Source organism: Pseudomonas sp. BF-R-24 (assembly GCF_019947335.1).
Lineage (GTDB): Bacteria > Pseudomonadota > Gammaproteobacteria > Pseudomonadales > Pseudomonadaceae > Aquipseudomonas > Aquipseudomonas jessenii.
On record NZ_JAGYGG010000010.1, the window covers coordinates 164,316 to 186,344 of the forward strand.

Here is a 22,029-nt window from a genome sequence, read left to right on the forward strand (position 1 = left end):
CGCTCACGGTGCGCGCGTCAAAGCATGAGGTATACAATGCGCGCCATCGTGATTCTGCTCAGAAAAGGTGCGTCATGCAGCCCTTCGTAATTGCTCCGTCGATTCTCTCCGCCGACTTCGCCCGCCTGGGTGAAGAAGTGGACAACGTCCTGGCCGCCGGCGCCGACTTCGTGCACTTCGATGTCATGGACAATCACTACGTACCGAACCTGACCATCGGCCCGATGGTTTGCTCGGCACTGCGCAAGTACGGCGTGACCGCGCCGATCGACGCGCACCTGATGGTGAGCCCGGTGGACCGCATCGTGGGCGACTTCATCGAAGCCGGCGCGACCTACATCACCTTCCACCCGGAAGCCACCCAACACGTCGACCGTTCCCTGCAACTGATCCGCGAAGGCGGCTGCAAGTCGGGCCTGGTGTTCAACCCGGCAACCCCGCTGGACGTGCTCAAGTACGTGATGGACAAGGTCGACATGATCCTGCTGATGAGCGTCAACCCGGGCTTCGGCGGGCAGAAGTTCATCCCTGGCACCCTCGACAAATTACGCGAAGCGCGGGCGCTGATCGATGCTTCGGGCCGTGACATTCGCCTGGAAATCGACGGTGGCGTGAACGTGAACAACATTCGCGAAATCGCTGCGGCTGGCGCTGACACCTTCGTCGCCGGCTCGGCCATCTTCAATGCGCCGAACTATCAGGAAGTCATCGACAAGATGCGCTCCGAACTGGCGCTGGCTCGCCCATGAGTGGTTTTGAGCAGCTGTTCCCGGGGCAACTGCCGCGGCTGGTGATGTTCGATCTGGACGGTACGTTGATCGACTCGGTCCCGGACCTGGCAGTGGCTGTGGACAAGATGCTGCTCAAACTCGGTCGCCAATCCGCCGGTCTGGAAGCGGTGCGCGAATGGGTCGGCAATGGCGCGCCGGTGCTGGTGCGTCGGGCGCTGGCTGGCGGTCTTGATCATGCTGCGGTCGATAACGACGAGGCCGAACGGGCGCTGGAGTATTTCATGCAGGCTTATGGCGAGAGCCATGAGTTGACCGTGGTTTACCCCGGCGTTCGCGACACCCTCAAATGGCTGCAGAAGCAGGGCGTCGAGATGGCGCTGATCACCAACAAGCCGGAGCGTTTCGTCGCGCCGCTGCTGGATCAGATGAAAATCGGTCGTTATTTCCGCTGGATCATCGGCGGTGACACCCTGCCACAGAAAAAACCCGATCCGGCCGCGCTGTTCTTCGTGATGAAAATGGCCAATATTCCGGCTTCGCAATCGTTGTTCGTCGGCGATTCGCGTAGCGACGTGCTGGCGGCGAAAGCGGCGGGAGTCAAGTGCGTAGCCCTGAGCTACGGCTATAACCACGGCCGACCGATCGCGGAAGAATCGCCGGCGCTGGTGATCGACGACCTGCGCAAACTAATTCCCGGTTGCCTGGATCCGGCCGCTGAGATAACGTTGGCCGACGCTGTCAAACCCCCTTCTGGAAACGCCATCGTGGTGGTCACTCGCAAACTCTGGATGAAAGTCATCAAGGCCCTGGCCCGCTGGCGTTGGCGCGCCTGACTTGATCCTGGCCGGTTTCCGGCGCGTTTGCATACCTGACTGTTCGATCCTCAAGCCACGAGGCACCTCATGATCCGCGAAGAATTCCTGCGTTTGGCCGCTGCCGGCTACAACCGCATCCCGCTTGCCTGCGAAACCCTGGCCGACTTCGACACGCCGCTGTCGATCTACCTGAAGCTGGCCGACGAGCCCAATTCCTACTTGCTGGAGTCCGTACAGGGCGGCGAGAAGTGGGGCCGTTACTCGATCATCGGCCTGCCGTGCCGTACCGTGCTGCGGGTTCACGATCATCACGTCAGCGTGACCGTCGATGGCGTCGAGACCGAAAGCCATGATGTGGAAGACCCGCTGGCCTTCGTCGAAGCCTTCAAGGCTCGTTACAACGTGCCGACCATTGCCGGCCTGCCGCGTTTCAACGGCGGCCTGGTGGGTTACTTCGGCTATGACTGCGTGCGTTATGTGGAAAAGCGCTTGGGCAAGTGCCCGAACCCGGACCCGCTGGGCGTACCGGATATTCTGCTGATGGTGTCCGACGCCGTGGTGGTGTTCGACAACCTGGCCGGCAAGATGCACGCCATCGTCCTGGCCGACCCGTCCCAGGATGACGCCTTCGAGCAAGGTCAGGCACGCCTGGAAGAGTTGCTGGAAAGACTCCGTCAACCAATCACCCCACGCCGTGGCCTGGACTTCAGCAAGCAACAATCGGCTGACCCGGTGTTCCGCTCCAGTTTCACCCAGGACGATTACGAAAAAGCCGTCGACACCATCAAGGAATACATCCTGGCCGGTGACTGCATGCAGGTCGTGCCGTCCCAGCGCATGTCGATCGATTTCAAGGCGGCGCCGATCGATCTGTATCGCGCGCTACGCTGCTTCAACCCGACGCCTTACATGTACTTCTTCAACTTCGGCGACTTCCACGTCGTCGGCAGTTCGCCGGAAGTACTGGTGCGGGTCGAAGACAACCTGATCACCGTGCGCCCGATTGCCGGCACCCGTCCGCGGGGAGCCAATGAAGAGGCAGACCTGGCGCTGGAAGAAGACCTGCTGTCGGACGACAAGGAAATCGCCGAACACTTGATGCTGATCGACCTCGGTCGTAACGACACCGGTCGCGTATCGGAAATCGGCTCGGTGAAGCTCACCGAGAAGATGGTCATCGAGCGTTATTCCAACGTGATGCACATTGTGTCCAACGTCACCGGGCAATTGAAGTCCGGGCTGACGGCGATGGATGCACTGCGGGCGATTCTGCCGGCAGGCACCTTGTCCGGTGCGCCGAAGATTCGCGCGATGGAAATCATCGACGAACTGGAGCCGGTCAAGCGTGGCGTCTACGGCGGTGCGGTCGGTTACTTTGCCTGGAACGGCAACATGGACACCGCCATTGCGATCCGCACGGCGGTGATCAAGAACGGCGAGCTGCATGTACAGGCCGGTGGCGGCATCGTCGCCGACTCGGTGCCGGCGCTGGAATGGGAAGAGACCCTGAACAAGCGCCGCGCGATGTTCCGTGCCGTTGCCCTGGCCGAACAGACCCCGAATACCTGACTCCACGCAAAACCTACTGTAGGAGCTAGCTTGCTAGCGAAGGAGTGTCAGCAACACAGTGTCGACTGACACACCTTCGCTAGCAAGCTAGCTCCTACAGGGGATTTGCGGACACCAAAAAAACGCGGCGCCTGTGAGGGCGCCGCGTTTTTTATTGCCTGCACATCAGAAGTCCAGCGCAACACCTACGTTGATGCCTTGTTGGGTGAAGTCGTCGTCCTTGCGAATGTTATAGCTGGCGCGCAGTGCCAGGTCCTTGGTGAGGTTGTGGCTCACCCCCAGGTTCACACGTTGCAAGTGACTTTGCGGGGTGTAGCCTTCCAGCGTGAACTGGTTGTTCGGCAGGCTGTTGAGGTTGATATCCACGTCCTGGGTATCGTCGTTGTACTCACGCTCGATTGCCGCTTCGCCGAACACCTGGGTTTGCGGGGTGATCTGGTATTTGCCCTGCAGGCCAGCGCCCAGGCGCCGGGAAATACGCTCCTGATCGGCAAAGGTCAGCGCCGTGGAATTGTTGCCGTCCTCCGAGTAACCATCGACTTGTACCTTGGAGAAGTCGGCGCTGACAAACGGCGACAGGTGCCAGGGGCTGCTGGCTTGTTGCGCAATGTCGTAACCCACGCGTGCGCTGAAGGCTTCGACGTAGCCGCTGGTATCGCCTTTTTCGCCGCGTTCGTTGACGCCCAGCTGGAATTTACGCTTGAGGCTGTCGTAATCCAGATGCCCGGCCGTCAACGCCGCATCAGCCCACACACGGTTTTGCTGGTACTGGGCGAATGCCGTGCCCAGGTAAGTGTTGAGCTTGTAGTCGGAGTCGTTGTTGCCGGCTTCGAGTTCCTGGTTATAGAAACCGGCGACCAGACCAACACGCCAGGCATCGTCGAGACGATAGCTGCCACCGATGTTCAGGTTGGCGCCGTTGCCGTCGGCGCTTGCCACGCTGTCCTGACCGTCAAAGTCCTGATGCTGTCCACCGCCGGAAACAATGGCTCGCCATTGGCCGACACCCTGCCAGTTTTCCCAATCGGCCAGCCACTGGTTGCGCAATTCATCCTGATGCGCGCGCACGGTGCCCTGGGCCATTTCCGGCAACAGGGTCAGCTCCCACGGCGCCGCCAGCAGGGAGTACGCGTAATCGGCGATCAGGCGCTGCCCGGCTTCGGTGGGGTGCACCGAGTCGTTGTAGATCAGCTTGGTCGGGTCCGGCGTGGCGCTGTTGATGCCGTAGCGGGCGTTCTCGGTGCAACCGTTGCCGCTGAAGCAGGTGGTGATGAGGTTCTGGTCGGTGGCCAGGCCAAACTGTGCCGGGTTGGCGAACGTCTCTTTGAGCAATACCGGAATGTTCAGCGGGATGACTTCGGCATTGATGTTTTGCAGTCGGCTTACCAGTTCAGTGTTGAACTGGGCGCTGAGCTGGGACGTGAACGCTTGCAGCGGGGTGCCGTTGAATGCGGGGGTAAAGCCGATATCGGGTAGCAACCAGACCATGACGTATCTGGCGCCGGCGGTTTGCAGCGTCTGCACGCTGTCGGCCAGGCGGTCGGCGGCGGCACTGGCCTGTGGCAGGCTGGTGACGCGTCCTTGCAGGAAGTCGTTACCGCCACCTGACAGGTAATACAGTGCGTTCGGGTCGGCACGGAAGTTATTGGATGGAAGATAGCCGGCCCGGGTGCGTTCGCCGGTGGCGGAGGTGCTGGTAATCGAATCAAGAATCTGGTCGGTACGGTAGCCGCCTACAGCCCAGTTGTTACCATCGGGCTGGCCGTTGCTGGCGCGTACCGCCGAAGATGATGACGCGGTCTGGTCCGCCGAGAACCCCAGTTTTCCGCCCAGAATCTGTGTGGAGTTGAGCGAGCGGACTTCGCCGCTGCCATCCAGGTACACCGGCCCCGTCCGGTTGGTGAAGCGCTGCGTCGCCCCGGCAGGCCCGCCCGTGTCGGCAAAGGTCCCTGCATCGTTGAGGCTGTCCCCGAAGACAACGAAATTTGTATAAGGATTAGGTGCAGCGTTCGCCTGAGCGCATGCGATCGCGAGCAAGCATCCTGCGAGCGGTACAAACAACGTCTGTTTGATCATGAGCAAGTCCGTTTATTTATTGTTTTAGTGAACGAAACGACAGTACCAAAAACTTCCGGCCTTTTGCCATCTGTCGCGAAGCCTTTGATAGTTTCGCGGGCAGCACCCCCGGCGATATTGCGCGCTCTGCCCAGCTAAGTTACTGTGCCGGGACGTACGAACGAGACCTTCCCCGTGTTGATCATCAGTAAACTCCTGGATCAAGTCATCAAGGCACACGCCCGCTGGCGTTGGCGCGCCTGAATTCTTTTGCCGGCTTCGCCGGACCTGTACCGCTTTGCCTTCTTTACCTGTTTGAAATGCCGCTTTGCTGGCGCTACACCGGCACCTGACAAAGTGCAGCGCTCTGCGGGTAAATCATTCGAAGGCCATCTTTAAAGTCAGTGAATTCAAGAGGTTCTTAACGCCATGTTGCTGATGATCGATAACTACGACTCCTTTACCTACAACGTTGTGCAGTACCTGGGCGAGCTCGGCTCCCAGGTTAAAGTCGTGCGCAACGATGAACTGACCATCGCTGAAATCGAAGCCCTCAACCCTGAACGCATCGTTGTGTCCCCCGGTCCTTGCACCCCGACCGAAGCCGGCATCTCGATCGAAGCGATCAAGCATTTCGCCGGCAAGCTACCGATTCTTGGCGTCTGCCTCGGCCACCAATCCATCGGCCAGGCTTTTGGCGGTGATGTGGTGCGCGCCCGCCAAGTGATGCATGGTAAGACTAGCCCGGTATTTCACGAGGACAAGGGTGTATTCGAAGGCCTGAATCGTCCGCTGACGGTGACCCGCTATCATTCGTTGATCGTCAAGCGCGAAACCCTGCCCGATTGCCTGGAGCTGACGGCCTGGACCCAGCTCGAAGACGGCTCGGTCGACGAGATCATGGGCCTGCGTCACAAGACCCTGAACATCGAGGGCGTGCAGTTTCACCCGGAATCGATCCTCACCGAGCAGGGCCACGAACTGTTCGCCAACTTCCTCAAACAAACCGGCGGCACGCGCTAAGGACTTTTCATGAACATCAAGACAGCCCTGAGCCGTATCGTCGATCACCTCGACCTCAGCACCGATGAAATGCGCGATGTCATGCGCGAGATCATGACCGGGCAATGCTCGGATGCGCAAATTGGCGCGTTCATGATGGCCATGCGCATGAAGAGCGAAAGCATCGACGAAATCGTCGGTGCCGTGTCGGTGATGCGCGAACTGGCGGACAAGGTCGAACTCAAGACCCTCGACGGTGTGGTCGATGTGGTGGGCACCGGCGGTGACGGTGCGAACATCTTCAACGTGTCCACGGCTTCTTCCTTTGTCGTCGCGGCGGCCGGTTGCACCGTGGCCAAGCACGGCAACCGTGCGGTATCGGGCAAGAGCGGCAGTGCCGATCTGCTGGAAGCCGCCGGTATCTATCTGAACCTGACCCCGGTGCAAGTGGCGCGCTGCATCGACAACGTTGGCATCGGTTTCATGTTTGCCCAGACCCACCACAAGGCCATGAAGTACGCCGCCGGTCCGCGCCGCGATCTTGGCCTGCGCACGCTGTTCAACATGCTTGGCCCGCTTACGAATCCGGCCGGTGTGAAGCATCAGGTGGTCGGCGTATTTACCCAGGCCTTGTGCCGGCCGCTGGCGGAAGTGTTGCAGCGTCTGGGCAGCAAGCATGTGCTGGTGGTGCATTCGAAGGATGGCCTGGACGAATTCAGCCTGGCCGCGCCGACCTTTGTCGCTGAACTGAAGGACGGCCAGGTCACCGAGTATTGGGTCGAACCGGAAGACCTGGGCATGAAGAGCCAGAGCCTGCATGGCCTGGCCGTGGAAAGCCCGGCGGCTTCCCTGGAACTGATTCGCGATGCCCTGGGCAAGCGCAAGACCGAGAACGGTCAGAAAGCGGCCGAGATGATCGTGCTCAATGCCGGTGCCGCACTGTACGCGGCCGACCTTGCCAGCAGCCTGAAAGAAGGCGTTGCCTTGGCGCACGATGCGCTGCACACCGGCCTCGCTCGAGAAAAGCTTGAGGAGCTGGGTGCATTTACCGCGGTATTCAAAGTGGAGAATGAGGGATGAGTGTACCGACGGTTCTGGAAAAGATTCTGGCGCGCAAGGTTGAGGAAGTCGCCGAGCGTAGCGCTCGCGTCAGCCTCGCCGAGCTGGAAAACCTGGCCAAGGCGGCCGATGCACCCCGCGGTTTTGCCAAGGCGTTGCTGGCCCAGGCCAAGTTGAAGCAACCGGCAGTCATTGCAGAAATCAAGAAAGCCTCGCCGAGCAAAGGCGTGATCCGCGAGAACTTCGTTCCCGCTGACATTGCCAAGAGTTACGAGAAGGGCGGGGCGACCTGTCTTTCCGTGCTGACCGACATCGATTATTTCCAGGGCGCCGATGCGTACCTGCAACAGGCACGTGCCGCGTGCAACCTGCCGGTGATCCGCAAGGACTTCATGATCGATCCGTACCAGATCGTCGAAGCCCGGGCCCTGGGGGCCGATTGCGTGCTCTTGATCGTTTCCGCGCTGGATGACGTGAAAATGGCCGAGCTGGCAGCCGTGGCCAAAAGCGTCAACCTCGATGTGCTGGTGGAAGTCCACGACGGCGACGAATTGGAGCGGGCCTTGAAAACCCTCGATACTCCGCTGGTTGGCGTGAACAACCGTAACCTGCACACCTTCGATGTCAGCTTGGAAACCACTCTCGACCTGTTGCCGCGTATTCCGCGCGATCGTCTGGTCATCACCGAGAGCGGCATTCTCAACCGCGCCGATGTCGAACTGATGGAAATCAGTGACGTCTACGCGTTCCTGGTCGGCGAAGCGTTCATGCGCGCCGAAAGCCCGGGTACCGAGTTGCAGCGCTTGTTCTTCCCTGAACGCGGTGTGCCTGTCAGCGGTTCGACCCTCGACTGATGACCCGCAGATCGAGTTGACCTCTTCGCGAGCAAGCCCGCTCCCACACAGGAATTTGCTAATACCAGAAATCCACAGTGGGAGCGGGCTTGCTCGCGAAGGCGGCATAAGATGCACCACAGACTTCATGTCCTACGGAATAGCTTATGACCTCACCTATCCCCCTGACCATCGAAGCCGGCTTGCAAGCCGAACAGGACTTGCTGGCATCGGTATGCGCTGGCGACGCGGAGTTCGGCGTGCTGTTCTGGCAGCCGAGCGATCGGGCGCTGGTCATGCCGCGCCGTTTGAACCGCCTGCCCGGTTTCGAGGCTGCATGTGAAGTGTCGGCGGCGGCAGGTTGGCCGGTGTTGTTGCGTGAAACCGGTGGCGAGCCGGTGCCGCAATCGGCCTCGACCATCAACATCGCACTGGTTTACGCGCCGCCGCGCAGCGAAGGGGATCTGAATCGCATCGAAACCGGTTACCACCGTTTGTGCGATCCGATTTGTCAGTTGCTGGATGAGTTGGGTGGTACTTCGTCCCTGGGTGAAATCGAAGGCGCTTTCTGTGACGGTCGCTTCAACGTCAACCTCGATGGGCGCAAAATGGTCGGAACCGCCCAGCGCTGGCGCCAGAGTCAGGGTGGGCAGCGTCCGGTAGGACTGGTGCACGGAGCGATGCTGATCGATAACGAGCGAGCGTCAATGGTCGCCGCGGTCAATCGTTTCAACGAGGCCTGCGGTCTGGAGCAACGGGTACGCGCCGAAAGCCACATCGCGCTGCATGAGAAGTTCGCGGCACCCAATGCACTGGCACGTCTGGACGAACTCTACCGGTTGATGTTGGCGCAGATGTTCAGCGGCTAGGTTTTCGAGCTTATCGCGTACCGAAGACCACCATGGTCTTGCCTTTGACGTCCACCAGGTTGCGTTCTTCAAGATCCTTGAGCACGCGACCGACCATCTCCCGCGAACAACCGACAATCCGCCCGATTTCCTGACGGGTCACCTTGATTTGCATGCCGTCGGGGTGCGTCATGGCGTCTGGCTGTTTGCACAGCTCCAGCAGACAGCGGGCGACTCGACCGGTTACATCAAAGAATGCCAGGTCACCGACCTTGCGCGTAGTGTTGCGCAGGCGCTGTGCGATTTGTCCGCTGAGGACGTAAAGAATATCCGGATCCTGCAGGGACAACTCGCGGAACTTCGCGTAGCTGATTTCTGCGACTTCGCATTCAACCTTGGCCCGCACCCAGGCGCTGCGCTCCTGCTCCAGGCCGGCCTGCTCAAACAGACCCAACTCGCCGAAAAAGTCCCCGGGGTTCAGGTAGGAAATGATCATTTCCCGGCCGTCGTCATCTTCGATCAGGATGGTGACTGAGCCTTTGATGATGAAGAACAGCGTTTCCGAGCGGTCGCCGGCACAAATGATGTTGCTCTTGGCCTGATAACGGCGGCGCTGGCAATGCATCAACAGCTTGTCGAGGTTCTTGATCTTGGGGTTGGGGGCAATAGCAACCATGGTTGTATCCCGAAAAGACTGCACGGTGTGTTTGGTTTTTATGAATAGTGAACGCTGGAGTAAAGCTGGCCATGCGCCATTGAATTGGCGTCAGCTTAACAGACACTTCCTGCAATATTCGAGCATTTACCTACAAGGCGGTGGGATATGTCCTAGGACGCCGGGCGCTGTCAATCACGGGGCCTGTGCTAAGCTGGCGACCCTTTTTTATACAGTGGAGTCTTGGCGATGAAGGCACGCATCCAATGGGCTGGCGAAGCCATGTTCCTCGGCGAATCCGGTAGCGGTCATGTCGTGGTCATGGACGGTCCGCCCGATGCCGGCGGACGTAACCTGGGTGTCCGGCCGATGGAAATGTTGCTGCTGGGTGTCGGCGGTTGCAGCAATTTCGATGTGGTCAGCATCCTCAAGAAGTCCCGCCAGGCGGTCGAAAGCTGTGAGGCCTTCCTCGAAGCCGAGCGCGCGACCGAAGATCCAAAGGTGTTCACCAAGATCCACATGCATTTCGTGGTCAAGGGCCGCGGGCTGAAAGAAGCCCAGGTCAAACGTGCCATCGAGCTGTCTGCCGAGAAGTATTGCTCGGCCTCGATCATGCTCGGCGCGGCCGGTGTCGAGATTACTCACGACTACGAAATCATCGAGCTCGGTTGAATCGACATTCAACTATCATAAAAGCAGTGCAGACTCTGGCGATCCCAAGCTGACGTCTGCATAATGCGCCACTTTTTTCAGGGTAGTGGCCCGTCAGCCGACAGGCCTCGCACCCGAACAGACAACCAAAATCGCCATCGCGAAGAGGTGTTAACCGTCCTACGCAGGTGCGTTGTTCGCATCTGACGGGCATGCTTGATCACGCGGCCGGGCCGCAAACACATAGAGAGTTTTTAACGGTGAAAAGCAAACTCAAGCTCCACGGGTTCAATAACCTGACAAAGACCTTGAGCTTCAACATCTATGACATCTGCTACGCGGAAACTCCGCAAGACCAGCAGGCTTACGTCGAGTACATCAATAAAGAGTACAACGCGAAACGCCTGACGCAGATCCTCACGGAAGTTGTCGATATCATTGGTGCCAACATCCTGAACATTGCCAGTCAGGACTATGAGCCACAGGGCGCCAGCGTCACGATTCTGATTTCTGAAGAACCGGTGACCCCGACCGATAGCCAGATCGAAGAGTCCCCGGGCCCGTTGCCCGAAATCATCCTGGCCCACCTCGACAAGAGCCACATCACGGTGCACACGTACCCGGAAATCCATCCGGACGACGGCATTGCAACCTTCCGTGTGGACATCGACGTGTCGACTTGCGGGGTCATTTCACCGCTTAAAGCGCTCAACTTCCTGATTCACCAGTTCGATTCGGACATCGTGACCGTGGATTACCGTGTGCGCGGCTTCACCCGTGACGTTGAAGGCAAAAAACACTTCATCGACCATGAGATCAATTCGATCCAGAACTACCTCTCCGATGACACTTACGACGCGTACCAGATGACCGACGTGAACGTGTACCAGGAAAACCTGTTCCACACCAAGATGCTGCTGAAGAACTTCGAACTGGATAACTACCTGTTCGGCGACGCCACCAGCAACCTGTCCTCTGAGCAGCGCGCCCAGGTGACCGAGCGGGTGAAACACGAAATGCTCGAAATCTTCTACGCGCGCAATATGGCGTAAGATTTTCGGACACAAAAAAGGCGACTCCCTCACGGCAGTCGCCTTTTTTATTCTGGTGCTGGCCCTTGTAGGAGCGAGCTTGCTCGCGATGGACCTGAGAGCGACACGTTTATCCAGATACACCCGTTATCGTTGACGTCCTTCGCGAGCAAGCTCGCTCCTACAAAAAAACGGAGTCAGATCCGATAAGTACTCTTGGTCATCACCTTGGCCATCAGGCTCATCCCGAATTTCACCGGTGCCGGAAAGCGGAACCCGCCAGCATCCAGCGCACTTTCGGCATGTTGTTCTTCGTCGATGCGCATCTGCTCAAGAATCGCCCGGGATTTTTCATCCTCGACCGGCAATTGCTCCAGATGTTCGTTCAGGTGTTTGCACACCTGGTCTTCCGTTGCCGCAACGAACCCCAGGCTGACTTTGTCGCTGATCAGGCCGGCCACTGCGCCAATCCCGAACGACATGCCATAAAACAGCGGATTGAGGATGCTGGTGTGGCTACCCAGTTGATGGATGCGTTGTTCGCACCAGACCAGGTGATCGATTTCTTCTTCGGCGGCATGCTCCATCGCAGCACGCACTTGCGGCAGCTTGGCGGTCAGCGCCTGTCCCTGGTACAGCGCCTGGGCGCAGACTTCGCCGGTGTGGTTGATGCGCATCAGGCCGGCAACGTGGCGCGTGTCTTCGTCGCTCATTTTCGCATCCGGCTGCACGATAGCGGGCGACGGACGGTACGGCTGGCCGCTGAAGGGCAGCAGTGTGCGCATCGCGGCATCGGCTTGCAGCAGAAGGCGGTCAATTGGCGAGTAGTGACGTTGGGTTGTCATGCTGACCTCCGGGGGAATTTCGGCGGCCAGTTTAACCCAATCGGCCGGGGAAGGTTTGCGCTGGGTCATTGTGATGCAGAGACTGTGACAGTGTCGTGATGCCTTTTGTGGGAGCGGGCTTGCTCGCGAAGAGGGTCTGACATTCAGCATCCATGCTGGCTGATACTCCGTCTTCGCGATCAAGTCGGATCGCCGCACCGCCGCTCCCACAGGGGGAGGCAGCAATCAGCCCGGAGGCCAGTGCATCTGGCGCTGACCCAGTACGTGCATATGTATGTGATAGACAGTTTGCCCACCCAGTTCATTGCAGTTCATGACGACGCGGAAGCCGTCTTCGCAACCCAGTTCCTTTGCCAGGCGCTGGGCGGTGAACAGGATGTGCCCCGCCAATGTCTTGTCGTCCTCGGTCAGGTCGTTCAGGGTGCGAACGGGTTTCTTCGGGACCACCAGGAAATGTACCGGTGCCTGTGGGGCAATGTCGTGGAAGGCCAGTACCTGGTCGTCCTCGTAAATGATCTTCGCCGGGATTTCCCGGTTGATGATCTTGGTGAACAGAGTATCCACAGCTGTTTTCTCCGTTGTTTGGGCTGGCCTGAGTGTACTCATGGCGTATGCCTGCGCCCAGCCTTTTACCTTGGGTTGGATCAGCGCGGGCAGTAGGCCTTGTTGACCATGCCGGCGATTGTGCGAGTCAGCCACCGCGAGCCAAGCCGCGGCAGGAAGGCGAACCAGCGGTTGCGCCGCCCGGGAATGATGATCGCCTTGTTCTTTTCCAGTGCGCGCACGGTGTAGAGCGCCACTTCCTCGGGGCTCATCAGCAGTTTGCTGTTGGTCAGCTTTTCGCTGTCGAGTTGCGCGGTACGGAAGAACTCCGTGCGGGTCGGCCCGGGACAGAGCACCGAAACCTTGATCGCACATTTTTTCAGTTCGACGCGCAATCCTTCGGAAAAGTGCAGCACATACGCCTTGCTGGCGTAATAGGTGCTCATCCAAGGCCCCGGCTGAAACGCCGCCACAGAGGCCACATTCAGAATCTGCCCGCCGCCTTGCAGGGCCATGCTGTTGCCGATGGCATGGCACAGGCGGGTGAGGGCGAGGATGTTCACTTCGATCAGGTCTTGCTCGGTCATCCAGTCCTGGGCCAGAAACGGGCCGCATGTGCCGATACCGGCGCAGTTGACCAGCAGATCGATTTGCCGGTCGCCTTCTTCCAGCTCCAGCAGGAATCCGGACAGGCGCAGCGGTTCGCCCAGGTCGCAGGCACGGAACAGCACTTCCACGCCGAACCGTTGGGTCAGTTCAATCGCAATACTTTCCAGCTGATCACGTTGTCGGGCCACCAGAATCAGGCTGCGGCCGCGCCGGGCCAGCGCTTCGGCCATTGCCAGGCCGATGCCGCTGGAGGCGCCAGTGATCAGAGCGTAACGGGTCATGCAGTTCTCCATCGCAACAGCTCCGCGCCGCGACGCAGGTGTCAGGGGCCAGGAGCGCTGTTCATTCTTTCGCAGAGTCTACAGGGGGCTGGGCCCCTTCGGCTGCATCGTCGGAGGAATTTGGCACCGGTTCGACCTCGACTTCGATTTCATCGGTGGTGACCGAACTGCTGTCGTAGCTGCTCTGGGCGGCGCTTTTGTATTCTTCCCGTATCGCCGTGAGACCACCGGCCAGCGAGCCGAACAGAACCAGCGCGATAACGATCAGCCACAGCGAAGACAGTACCTTGACTGCGGTACTGTTCGGCGGAGGGGGCGGGCCGTAGCGGTTGGCGGTGTCGTTGCCCGGCACAACCATGATCACGAACGGAAAGAAACTGCCAACGAACGGCACCAGGTTCAGCAGCCACAGCCAGCCGGACCAGCCGACATCGTGCAAACGTTGAACGGTGATCTGGATGCTGACGAATACAAATCCGATGAACAGGATAAAGGCCAGCAAGCTGCCCAATATCAGGCCTGCGGTCGAATCCGCGCCAATGATAGCCAGGGCGACCAAGGCAAACACCCCGCAAACGGCCAGGAGCACAGTTGACAGCACCAGCGTCCAGGCGAGGTAGCGCAAGCGGCCGATACGGCCATCGAAACTGAAGGGTTTGAGCGTGGCGAATTCCGCTACGGCTTCGCCGACGGGCGCGCGCGGCGGCGCGTAAGGGGACTGCGGATCTGCAAAAGGCGCCTGGCTGCTGGTCGGAGCATGGTCATGAACGTCGGCGAGGTTCAGCTCGATCGGCGTTTCGGCTTCGATGCGGGCATCGATACCGGTTTTGCTCAGCGCCTGGAGATAGGTCTGGGCATCGGCGTGCGACAGGTTGCGTTTGAGCGCTACCGGACGCCCGGTGAACAGGCGCTCAATGGCCGTGACATCGCTTTTGAACAAATCGGCGAGATTGAGCTTTGCCGTGGTGATGTCGACACCGGGCAGCAAGGCGCCCTCGAATACGATTTTGAAATGATTTTCGCCCATGTGCGAAGCATCCTTGTCGCGAGAGGTTGAAAGAACAATGTTGTGCCCGGGCGAGTGTAAGTCCAGCCGGGCAAGACTGGCCAAGGTTTGCTGTCAGCGCGGCCAGCGTTTTGGCAACTGGGCGGCATGCTCCAGGGCCTGGCGGTACTCCGCGTCGAGACGCGCAATCAACTGCTCGACACTCGGCAAGTCTTCGATTTCTCCCACGCCCTGGCCTGCAGACCAAACGGTCTTCCAGGCTTTGGCCTCATCGCTCACGGGTTTGAGCTTGGAACCGAAGTTGATCTCGCCCTTGCCTTGCAAGGCGGCCATGTCGAAACCGGCGGCCTCCAGGCTCTTGCGCATGAAGCTCGCGGGGACACCCGACACGGCTGGAGTATGGATGATGTCTGCCGCTTTGGATGTCAGCAGCATTTCTTTGTAGGCGTCGGGCGCGTGACTTTCGGTCGTGCCGATAAATCGTGTACCAAAGTAGGCCAGATCCGCGCCGAGCAATTGAGCGGCAAGAATTTCGTGGCCGTGGTTCAAACAGCCGGCCAGTAACAGGGTCTTGTCGAAAAACTGGCGGATTTCGGCAATCAGTGAGAACGGGCTCCAGGTCCCCGCGTGTCCACCGGCGCCGGCAGCCACGGCGATCAAGCCATCCACGCCTGCTTCGGCCGCTTTCTCGGCATGACGACGAGTGGTCACATCATGGAACACCAGGCCGCCGTAGCTGTGCACCGCGTCGACCAGTTCTTTCACGGCGCCCAGGCTGGTGATCACGATCGGCACTTTGTGCTCGACGCAGATCTGCAGATCCGCCTGTAAACGAGGATTGCTGTTGTGGACGATCAGGTTCACGGCATAAGGCGCGGGATTCTCCATTGTCGCCAGCCCGGCTTCGATTTCTTCCAGCCAAGCCTTGAAACCGCTGCTTTCGCGCTGGTTCAGCGCCGGGAAGCTGCCGACCACGCCCTGGCGACAACAGGCGAGTACCAATTGCGGATTGGAAATCAGGAACATCGGCGCCGCCACTACGGGCAGACGCAAACGTTCTTCGAGCAGAGCGGGCAGCGACATTGGAAGTACCCCGGTAAGTTGTGCCTGGTGGATTTAGAACGGCCGAACGACGACCAGAATTACGATAGCCAGCAATATCAGAACCGGCACTTCATTGAACCAGCGATAAAAGACATGGCTGCGGGTGTTCTCGCCACGGGCAAAACGTTTTACCTGGGCGCCGCACATGTGGTGGTAGCCGATCAGCAACACGACCAGGGTCAGTTTGGCGTGTATCCAGCCACCCTGGCTGAAGATGCCTGGATTGAGGTAGATGAGCCAGCCACCGAAGATCAGCGTGGCGATCATCGCCGGGCCCATGATGCCTCGGTACAGCTTGCGCTCCATGACGCTGAAGCGTTCCTTGCTGATCGTGTCTTCACTTTGTGCGTGATAAACGAACAGTCGTGGCAAGTAAAACAGGCCGGCAAACCAGCATACGACACTGACGATATGAAACGCTTTGAGCCACAGATAGAGCATTTTGGTTATTCCCCAATTCACGGTAGTGGGAATAGTAGGGGGTTGAGCGTCCGCACGTCACCTTGACGGTTGTCGCAGGGGCGCGCGGCCCCTATTATCGACGGCTTTCCAGTGGGTTCGTTGAGGGCAGGTTTATGGTCAAGGTCGGTATCGTCGGCGGCACGGGTTACACCGGTGTCGAACTGCTGCGTCTGTTGGCGCAACATCCGCAAGCTGAGGTGGTTGTCATCACTTCCCGATCCGAGGCTGGCCTGGCCGTGGCCGACATGTATCCGAACCTGCGAGGCCATTACGACGGCCTGGCGTTCAGCGTTCCGGACATCAAGACCCTGGGTGCCTGCGATGTGGTGTTCTTCGCCACACCGCACGGTGTTGCCCATGCCTTGGCGGGCGAGTTGCTGGCAGCCGGGACCAAGGTCATCGACCTGTCGGCGGACTTCCGTCTGCAAGATGCGGATGAATGGGCCAAGTGGTACGGCCAGCCGCACGGTGCACCGGAGTTGCTGGACGAGGCGGTCTACGGCTTGCCGGAAGTCAATCGCGAACAGATCAAGAAAGCGCGCCTGATTGCTGTGCCGGGCTGCTATCCAACTGCAACGCAATTGGGTTTCCTGCCATTGCTCGAAGCTGGCCTGGCCGATGCCGCGCATCTGATTGCTGACTGCAAGTCCGGCGTCAGCGGTGCCGGTCGTGGCGCTTCCGTAGGTTCGTTGTACTCCGAGACGTCGGAAAGCATGAAGGCTTATGCGGTCAAAGGTCACCGTCACCTGCCGGAGATTCGCCAGGGGCTGCGTCGCGCAGCAGGCAAGGACGTCGGCCTGACCTTCGTTCCGCACCTGACGCCGATGATTCGTGGCATACACTCCACACTCTACGCAACCGTTGTTGATCGCTCGGTGGACCTGCAGGCGCTGTTTGAAAAGCGCTACGCCAACGAACCGTTCGTCGATGTGATGCCGGCCGGCAGCCATCCGGAGACGCGTAGCGTACGGGGTGCCAACGTCTGCCGCATTGCCGTGCATCGCCCTCAGGACGGTGATCTGGTGGTGGTGCTGTCGGTGATCGACAACCTGGTCAAAGGTGCTTCGGGTCAGGCCGTGCAGAACATGAACATTCTGTTCGGGCTGGATGAGCGTCTGGGCCTGTCCCACGCCGGCATGCTGCCGTAAGCGTTATCGCGTACAGCAAAAGGCCCGTCTGACGGGCCTTTTTGCATTCCGGGCCGGCGACTGGATTGGTTGATATACCATAACAATAGTTGACCGCTTTTCTAGGAGAAGCGGATAATGCGCGTCATCACGCAATATGACGGCGTAACGCCGGGAGATAGTCAGCATGAGCGTCGAATCCTTCACCCCCACGGCTTTGCAATTCACCCACGGTGCCGCGCACAAGGTGAAGAGCCTGGTCGATGAAGAGGGGAATGATCGCTTGAAGCTGCGCGTATTCGTTACGGGCGGCGGTTGTTCAGGTTTTCAGTACGGCTTCACCTTCGATGAAGAAGTGGCCGATGACGACACCATCGTCGAGCGCGAAGGTGTGAGTCTGGTTGTCGATCCGATGAGCTTCCAGTACCTGGCAGGTGCCGAGGTGGACTACCAGGAAGGTCTGGAAGGGTCGCGTTTCGTCATCAAGAACCCGAATGCGACCACCACTTGTGGCTGCGGTTCTTCGTTCTCGATCTGATCAGCGCACCTGTTTCACAGAACGCCGCACGGCCTCAGGGCCTTGCGGCGTTTTGCTGTCTGGTATTTATGCGGGGTAGATGGCGCCGAGGACCCGTAATCCACGGGCGCCGGTAACGCTTGGGCGATTGGCGGCGATGCCTTCGAGGCAGCAGTGAGCGAGCCAGGCAAACGCCATGGCTTCGACCCAGTCAGGATCGACGCCATATACTGATGTGCTGCTGACTTTCGCCTTCGGCAGCAGACTGGCCAGGCGATTCATCAGTGCGGCGTTATGCGCGCCACCGCCGCAGACCAGCACTTCTTGAGTCTCTTTCTGGGCGCCTTGCAGCGATTCGATGATGGTCAGTGCGGTCAGTTCAAGCAGCGTTGCCTGTACGTCTTCGGCAGCGAAGGTCGGCAGCTGCGCCAGGTGCTGCATCAACCATGGCAGGTTGAAGACTTCCCGGCCGGTGCTCTTCGGGCCTTGGGTGACGAAGAAGGGGTCGCTGAGCAGTGCCTTCAACAGATCGGGTTCAACCTTGCCGCTGGCGGCCCATTGGCCGTCACGGTCATAGGTGTCGCCGCGCTGCTGATGAATCCAGGCATCCAGCAGCACATTCCCTGGGCCGCAGTCGAAACCGGCCACCGGTTTGCCGGGCTCGATCAGGCTGAGGTTGCTGAAACCGCCGATGTTCAGTACGGCACGGTTGCCGGCCCGCTCTTCGAACAAGGCTTCATGAAAGGCTGGAACCAGCGGAGCGCCTTGACCGCCGGCGGCTACGTCGCGGCTGCGGAAGTCGCTGACCACGGTGATACCCGTCAGCTCGGTCAGCAGCGCCGGGTTGCCGATTTGCACCGTGAAACCGCGCGCTGGTTCATGGCGAATGGTCTGGCCATGGCTGCCAATCGCGCGGATATCGTCAGGGATGAGGTGCTGTTGAGCGAGGAGGGTATTGATGCCCTGTGCCGCGAGCTTTACCCAGTTTTGCTGGGCGATGGCGGAGCGGGCAATCTCGTCCGGACCGCTGGCGCACAAGCCAAGCAGCTCTGTACGCAGGGAATCGGGCATGGGGATGTAGTGCGTGGCGATCAGCCTGATCGCCGGGGTCTGCTCGATCAGCGCGATGTCCAGGCCATCAAGGCTGGTCCCGGACATCACACCTATATAAAGCGCCATGACTTAACGCTTGGCCGAAGCCAGCTGAGTGGCTTTTTCCTGGTCCATGCGCGCCATCAGCGGTTGGCTCTGTGCCAGGAAGCGTGCGCGCTCGGCTTTGGAGATCGGATCGGCCATCGCGACTTTCTGGCCCAGCGGGTCGACGTGCACGCCATTCACCTGGAACTCGTAATGCAGGTGCGGACCGGTGGAGAGACCGGTGGTGCCGATATAGCCAATCACCTGGCCCTGTTTCACCGTGCCGCCAGTCTTCACGCCTTTGGCGAAGCCTTGCATGTGGCCGTAGAGCGTGGTGTAGGTGTTGCCGTGCTGGAGGATCACGGTATTGCCGTAGCCACCACGGCGGCCGGCCAGCAACACCTTGCCATCACCGGCAGCCTTGATCGGCGTGCCACGCGGTGCAGCGTAGTCGACGCCTTTGTGGGCGCGGATCTTGTTCAGGATCGGGTGTTTGCGGCCCATGGAAAATTTCGAGCTGATGCGGGCGAAGTCCACCGGTGTGCGGATGAACGCCTTGCGCATGCTGTTGCCGTCAGCAGTGTAGTAACTGCTGTTGCCTTGTTTGTTGGTGTAGCGCACGGCGGTGTAGGTCTTGCCGCGGTTGGTGAAGCGCGCCGACAGGATCGGGCCAGTGCCGACGGCCTTGCCGTTGACCACTTTTTGCTCGTAGATCACATCGAACTCGTCGCCCTGGCGAATATCCTGGGCGAAGTCCACGTCGTAGCCAAACACACTGGCCATGTCCATGGTCAGGCTGTGAGACAGGCCGGCCCGGGCTGCGGACTGCGACAGCGAGCTGTTGATCACGCCATGAACGTAAGCCGAGCGCACGGTTGGTTTTGCGGTAATGCGGTTGAAGGTATAGCCCTTGTCGATCTTGGTCAGGCTGATGCTTTCGAGGTCGTTGAGCTTGCTGTGCAGGTTGGTCAACTGACCGTCAGGACTCAGTTCGAATTCGAGTTTTTGCCCGTGCTTGAGCTGGCTGAACTGCTTGGCCTGCTTGTCGCTGGCCAGCACGTCGTGCACTGAGGTGGCCGGGAGGCCGACTTTCTCGAACAGCGTAGAGAGGGTGTCACCCTTGGTGACGATCACTTCCCTGTGGCTTGCCGGCTTCTTTTCTTCGACGACCGGCACCGGTGCAGGTTCGGCTTGAGCGGTTTCCTGAGTGTCTTCGGCACTGTTGTCGATCTGCGCGAAGGGGGAGGTTGCTGGTTCATTTGTGGCTTGAACGGCGTCAGCAGCGTCTTGTTCTTGTGTCAGTTGTTCAGCAGGGCTTTCCAGTTCAAGACTCAGGGTTGTCTTTTTGGCTTCGACATCGCTGGAAGGGAATACCAGGAGCGCCAGACTGAGAAGGGCGGCGATGCCACTTGCAGCAAGCAAGTGGGTCTTCGGGTAAAGCGGCGGCGCTTTAGACGATTCTGTGGTCATAAGTGGTTTTGACTTTGAAAAAAGATGAATTGGAAAAGATGAATGACATGATGAAGATGAAATAACTGTATAAAATATAACCAAATCATCTCTGAAGCAAGTCCGTAGGCACTCTGTCTGCGGATTGGCGTCCGTGCGCCGGGCAAACCTTGTATTTGACGCGCGATCTTGTATGGTTGGTTCCCTTTGAATCTGAGCCTTGCGGGTCTGTTATGAAGTCGGTTGAAGAGCAGCTAGCGCTGATCAAACGTGGTGCGGAAGAACTGTTGGTCGAGTCCGAGCTGATTGAAAAGCTCAAGCGTGGCCAGCCGCTACGTATTAAGGCGGGCTTCGATCCAACGGCTCCGGATCTGCACTTGGGTCACACCGTGCTTATTAATAAGCTGCGCCAGTTCCAGGAGCTGGGGCATCAGGTGATCTTCCTGATTGGTGACTTCACCGGAATGATCGGCGACCCGAGCGGCAAGAGTGCCACGCGTCCACCGCTCACTCGCGAGCAAGTCCTCGAGAATGCCGAGACCTACAAGACTCAGGTCTTCAAGATTCTGGATCCGGCAAAAACCGAAGTGGCATTCAACTCCACCTGGATGGATCAGATGGGGCCGGCCGACTTCATTCGCCTGACTTCGCAATACACCGTGGCTCGTATGCTCGAGCGCGATGACTTCGACAAGCGCTACACAACCAATCAGCCAATCGCCATTCATGAGTTCCTTTATCCGCTGGTTCAGGGTTATGACTCTGTGGCTCTGCGCGCAGACGTGGAGCTCGGCGGCACCGATCAGAAGTTCAACTTGCTGATGGGGCGTGAGCTGCAGCGTGGTTATGGTCAGGAAGCCCAGTGCATTTTGACCATGCCGCTGCTTGAAGGTCTGGATGGTGTGAAGAAGATGTCCAAGTCCTTGGGTAACTACGTCGGCATCCAGGAGGCGCCAGGTGTGATGTACGGCAAGCTGGTTTCCATTCCGGATGCGCTGATGTGGCGTTACTTCGAGTTGCTCAGCTTCCGCTCCATGGATGAGATCAATGCGTTCCGCGCTGATGTCGAGGCGGGTGCCAATCCGCGCGATATCAAGATCAAGTTGGCTGAGGAGATCGTTGCGCGCTTCCATGGTGAGGAGGCTGCGGCCAATGCTCATCGTGCCGCCGGTAACCGTATGAAGGATGGCGAGCTGCCGGATGATCTGCCGGAAATCGAATTGACTGCTGCCGAAGACATGCCGATCGCTGCTGTCCTTAATAAAGCGGGGTTGGTTAAGAATTCGGCGGTGGCGCGAGATCTCCTGGGTTCCGGTGGTGTACGTATAGATGGTGAGGTTGTCGATCGCACCTTTATATACGCACTGGGCGCGACCCATGTTTGCCAGGCCGGGAAGAAGGCATTTGCGCGTATTACGCTCAAATCCGAATAAAGCTGAAATAAGGGGTTGACGGCGAATTCTAGAGGCCTATAATTCGCCCCACTTCTGGCGCAGTCGAAACGGAAAACTCCTTGGTAAACAAAGAGTTACGCAGTTTTCGGCAGCAGGTTGCTTCAGTTCATCGAAGCCGAAAGGGAGTTGAAAAAGAGGTGTTGACAGCAGCGTGTAACGCTGTAGAATTCGCCTCCCGCTGATGAGAGATCTGAAGCGCAAGTGGTTGAAGTTGAAAAGGAAACTTGGAAAACTTCTGAAAATAAT

General features: G+C 58.9%; 22 protein-coding genes. 12 read left to right on the forward strand and 10 right to left on the reverse strand.

Going from position 1 to position 22,029, the window contains the following annotated elements:
• Positions 1–74: 74 nt before the first annotated feature.
• The 3 genes from rpe to trpE all read left to right on the forward strand — a co-directional run bounded on the left by rpe (position 75) and on the right by trpE (position 3,115).
• Positions 75–749, forward strand: coding sequence for a ribulose-phosphate 3-epimerase (gene rpe, locus KGA98_RS10995; protein WP_007980198.1), 675 nt, complete (start codon positions 75–77; stop codon positions 747–749).
• On the forward strand, positions 746–1,564 hold the full coding sequence (locus tag KGA98_RS11000; protein ID WP_057713082.1) for a phosphoglycolate phosphatase: 819 nt from the start codon (positions 746–748) through the stop codon (positions 1,562–1,564). Before rpe ends, KGA98_RS11000 begins: the two co-directional genes overlap by 4 nt.
• A 69-nt stretch (positions 1,565–1,633) precedes the next feature.
• Positions 1,634–3,115 carry an anthranilate synthase component I gene (trpE, locus tag KGA98_RS11005; protein WP_223502333.1) on the forward strand — a complete coding sequence of 494 codons (1,482 nt, stop codon included), beginning with the start codon at positions 1,634–1,636 and terminating at the stop codon, positions 3,113–3,115.
• 165 nt (positions 3,116–3,280) lie between these two features.
• Here the strand turns inward: trpE and estP are convergent, their stop codons facing one another.
• Positions 3,281–5,191 (reverse strand): esterase EstP, encoded by a 1,911-nt coding sequence (estP, locus tag KGA98_RS11010; protein WP_223502334.1) that lies wholly within the window; start codon positions 5,189–5,191, stop codon positions 3,281–3,283.
• A 408-nt stretch (positions 5,192–5,599) separates the two neighbouring features.
• Here estP and KGA98_RS11015 point away from each other — a divergent pair, with 408 nt between their 5' ends.
• The 4 genes from KGA98_RS11015 to KGA98_RS11030 all read left to right on the forward strand — a co-directional run bounded on the left by KGA98_RS11015 (position 5,600) and on the right by KGA98_RS11030 (position 8,933).
• Complete coding sequence (locus KGA98_RS11015) at positions 5,600–6,193, forward strand: aminodeoxychorismate/anthranilate synthase component II (RefSeq protein WP_007906885.1); 594 nt, start codon at positions 5,600–5,602, stop codon at positions 6,191–6,193.
• Positions 6,194–6,202: 9 nt separating this feature from the next.
• The gene (trpD, locus tag KGA98_RS11020; protein ID WP_090451730.1) at positions 6,203–7,252 is read left to right on the forward strand and encodes an anthranilate phosphoribosyltransferase; all 1,050 of its coding nucleotides are present in this window, start codon (positions 6,203–6,205) and stop codon (positions 7,250–7,252) included.
• A complete protein-coding gene (trpC, locus tag KGA98_RS11025) occupies positions 7,249–8,085 on the forward strand; it encodes an indole-3-glycerol phosphate synthase TrpC (RefSeq protein WP_223502335.1) in 837 nt (278 codons plus the stop codon). The genes trpD and trpC overlap by 4 nt, the downstream gene beginning before the upstream one ends.
• A gap of 146 nt (positions 8,086–8,231) precedes the next feature.
• The gene (locus KGA98_RS11030) at positions 8,232–8,933 is read left to right on the forward strand and encodes a biotin/lipoate A/B protein ligase family protein (protein WP_223502336.1); all 702 of its coding nucleotides are present in this window, start codon (positions 8,232–8,234) and stop codon (positions 8,931–8,933) included.
• Between the two features lie 10 nt (positions 8,934–8,943).
• Here KGA98_RS11030 and crp read toward each other — a convergent pair whose 3' ends face one another.
• Positions 8,944–9,588: a cAMP-activated global transcriptional regulator CRP gene (gene crp / locus KGA98_RS11035; protein WP_057713088.1), complete on the reverse strand. Its 645-nt coding sequence runs from the start codon at positions 9,586–9,588 to the stop codon at positions 8,944–8,946.
• 228 nt (positions 9,589–9,816) lie between these two features.
• Here crp and KGA98_RS11040 point away from each other — a divergent pair, with 228 nt between their 5' ends.
• On the forward strand, positions 9,817–10,239 hold the full coding sequence (locus KGA98_RS11040; protein WP_008061600.1) for an OsmC family protein: 423 nt from the start codon (positions 9,817–9,819) through the stop codon (positions 10,237–10,239).
• 239 nt (positions 10,240–10,478) lie between these two features.
• Positions 10,479–11,270, forward strand: coding sequence for an adenosylmethionine decarboxylase (speD, locus tag KGA98_RS11045; RefSeq protein WP_057713089.1), 792 nt, complete (start codon positions 10,479–10,481; stop codon positions 11,268–11,270).
• A 176-nt stretch (positions 11,271–11,446) separates the two neighbouring features.
• On the opposite strand, the gene coq7 is transcribed toward speD, so the two are convergent.
• From coq7 to hemJ, 6 genes are all read right to left on the reverse strand, one after another.
• The gene (coq7, locus tag KGA98_RS11050) at positions 11,447–12,094 is read right to left on the reverse strand and encodes a 2-polyprenyl-3-methyl-6-methoxy-1,4-benzoquinone monooxygenase (protein ID WP_223502337.1); all 648 of its coding nucleotides are present in this window, start codon (positions 12,092–12,094) and stop codon (positions 11,447–11,449) included.
• 225 nt (positions 12,095–12,319) lie between these two features.
• The gene (locus KGA98_RS11055) at positions 12,320–12,658 is read right to left on the reverse strand and encodes a histidine triad nucleotide-binding protein (protein WP_057713090.1); all 339 of its coding nucleotides are present in this window, start codon (positions 12,656–12,658) and stop codon (positions 12,320–12,322) included.
• An 80-nt stretch (positions 12,659–12,738) separates the two neighbouring features.
• Positions 12,739–13,527 carry an SDR family NAD(P)-dependent oxidoreductase gene (locus KGA98_RS11060; RefSeq protein ID WP_223502338.1) on the reverse strand — a complete coding sequence of 263 codons (789 nt, stop codon included), beginning with the start codon at positions 13,525–13,527 and terminating at the stop codon, positions 12,739–12,741.
• 61 nt (positions 13,528–13,588) lie between these two features.
• Positions 13,589–14,554, reverse strand: a complete 966-nt coding sequence (locus tag KGA98_RS11065) for a DUF805 domain-containing protein (protein WP_223502339.1) — start codon at positions 14,552–14,554, stop codon at positions 13,589–13,591.
• Positions 14,555–14,647: 93 nt separating this feature from the next.
• Positions 14,648–15,616, reverse strand: coding sequence for an NAD(P)H-dependent flavin oxidoreductase (locus KGA98_RS11070; RefSeq protein ID WP_223502340.1), 969 nt, complete (start codon positions 15,614–15,616; stop codon positions 14,648–14,650).
• 33 nt (positions 15,617–15,649) lie between these two features.
• Positions 15,650–16,078 carry a protoporphyrinogen oxidase HemJ gene (hemJ, locus tag KGA98_RS11075; RefSeq protein ID WP_046039521.1) on the reverse strand — a complete coding sequence of 143 codons (429 nt, stop codon included), beginning with the start codon at positions 16,076–16,078 and terminating at the stop codon, positions 15,650–15,652.
• Between the two features lie 134 nt (positions 16,079–16,212).
• Here hemJ and argC point away from each other — a divergent pair, with 134 nt between their 5' ends.
• Positions 16,213–17,247, forward strand: coding sequence for an N-acetyl-gamma-glutamyl-phosphate reductase (argC, locus tag KGA98_RS11080; protein ID WP_007980174.1), 1,035 nt, complete (start codon positions 16,213–16,215; stop codon positions 17,245–17,247).
• 166 nt (positions 17,248–17,413) lie between these two features.
• Positions 17,414–17,764 carry an iron-sulfur cluster insertion protein ErpA gene (erpA, locus tag KGA98_RS11085; protein WP_007906865.1) on the forward strand — a complete coding sequence of 117 codons (351 nt, stop codon included), beginning with the start codon at positions 17,414–17,416 and terminating at the stop codon, positions 17,762–17,764.
• Between the two features lie 66 nt (positions 17,765–17,830).
• On the opposite strand, the gene KGA98_RS11090 is transcribed toward erpA, so the two are convergent.
• Together KGA98_RS11090 and KGA98_RS11095 are read right to left on the reverse strand one after the other, a co-directional pair.
• Positions 17,831–18,922, reverse strand: coding sequence for an anhydro-N-acetylmuramic acid kinase (locus KGA98_RS11090; RefSeq protein ID WP_223502341.1), 1,092 nt, complete (start codon positions 18,920–18,922; stop codon positions 17,831–17,833).
• Between the two features lie 3 nt (positions 18,923–18,925).
• Positions 18,926–20,350, reverse strand: coding sequence for a peptidoglycan DD-metalloendopeptidase family protein (locus KGA98_RS11095; protein ID WP_223502342.1), 1,425 nt, complete (start codon positions 20,348–20,350; stop codon positions 18,926–18,928).
• A 212-nt stretch (positions 20,351–20,562) separates the two neighbouring features.
• Between KGA98_RS11095 and tyrS the strand changes: the two genes are divergently transcribed.
• A complete protein-coding gene (gene tyrS, locus KGA98_RS11100; protein WP_008051666.1) occupies positions 20,563–21,762 on the forward strand; it encodes a tyrosine--tRNA ligase in 1,200 nt (399 codons plus the stop codon).
• Positions 21,763–22,029 lie beyond the last annotated feature (267 nt).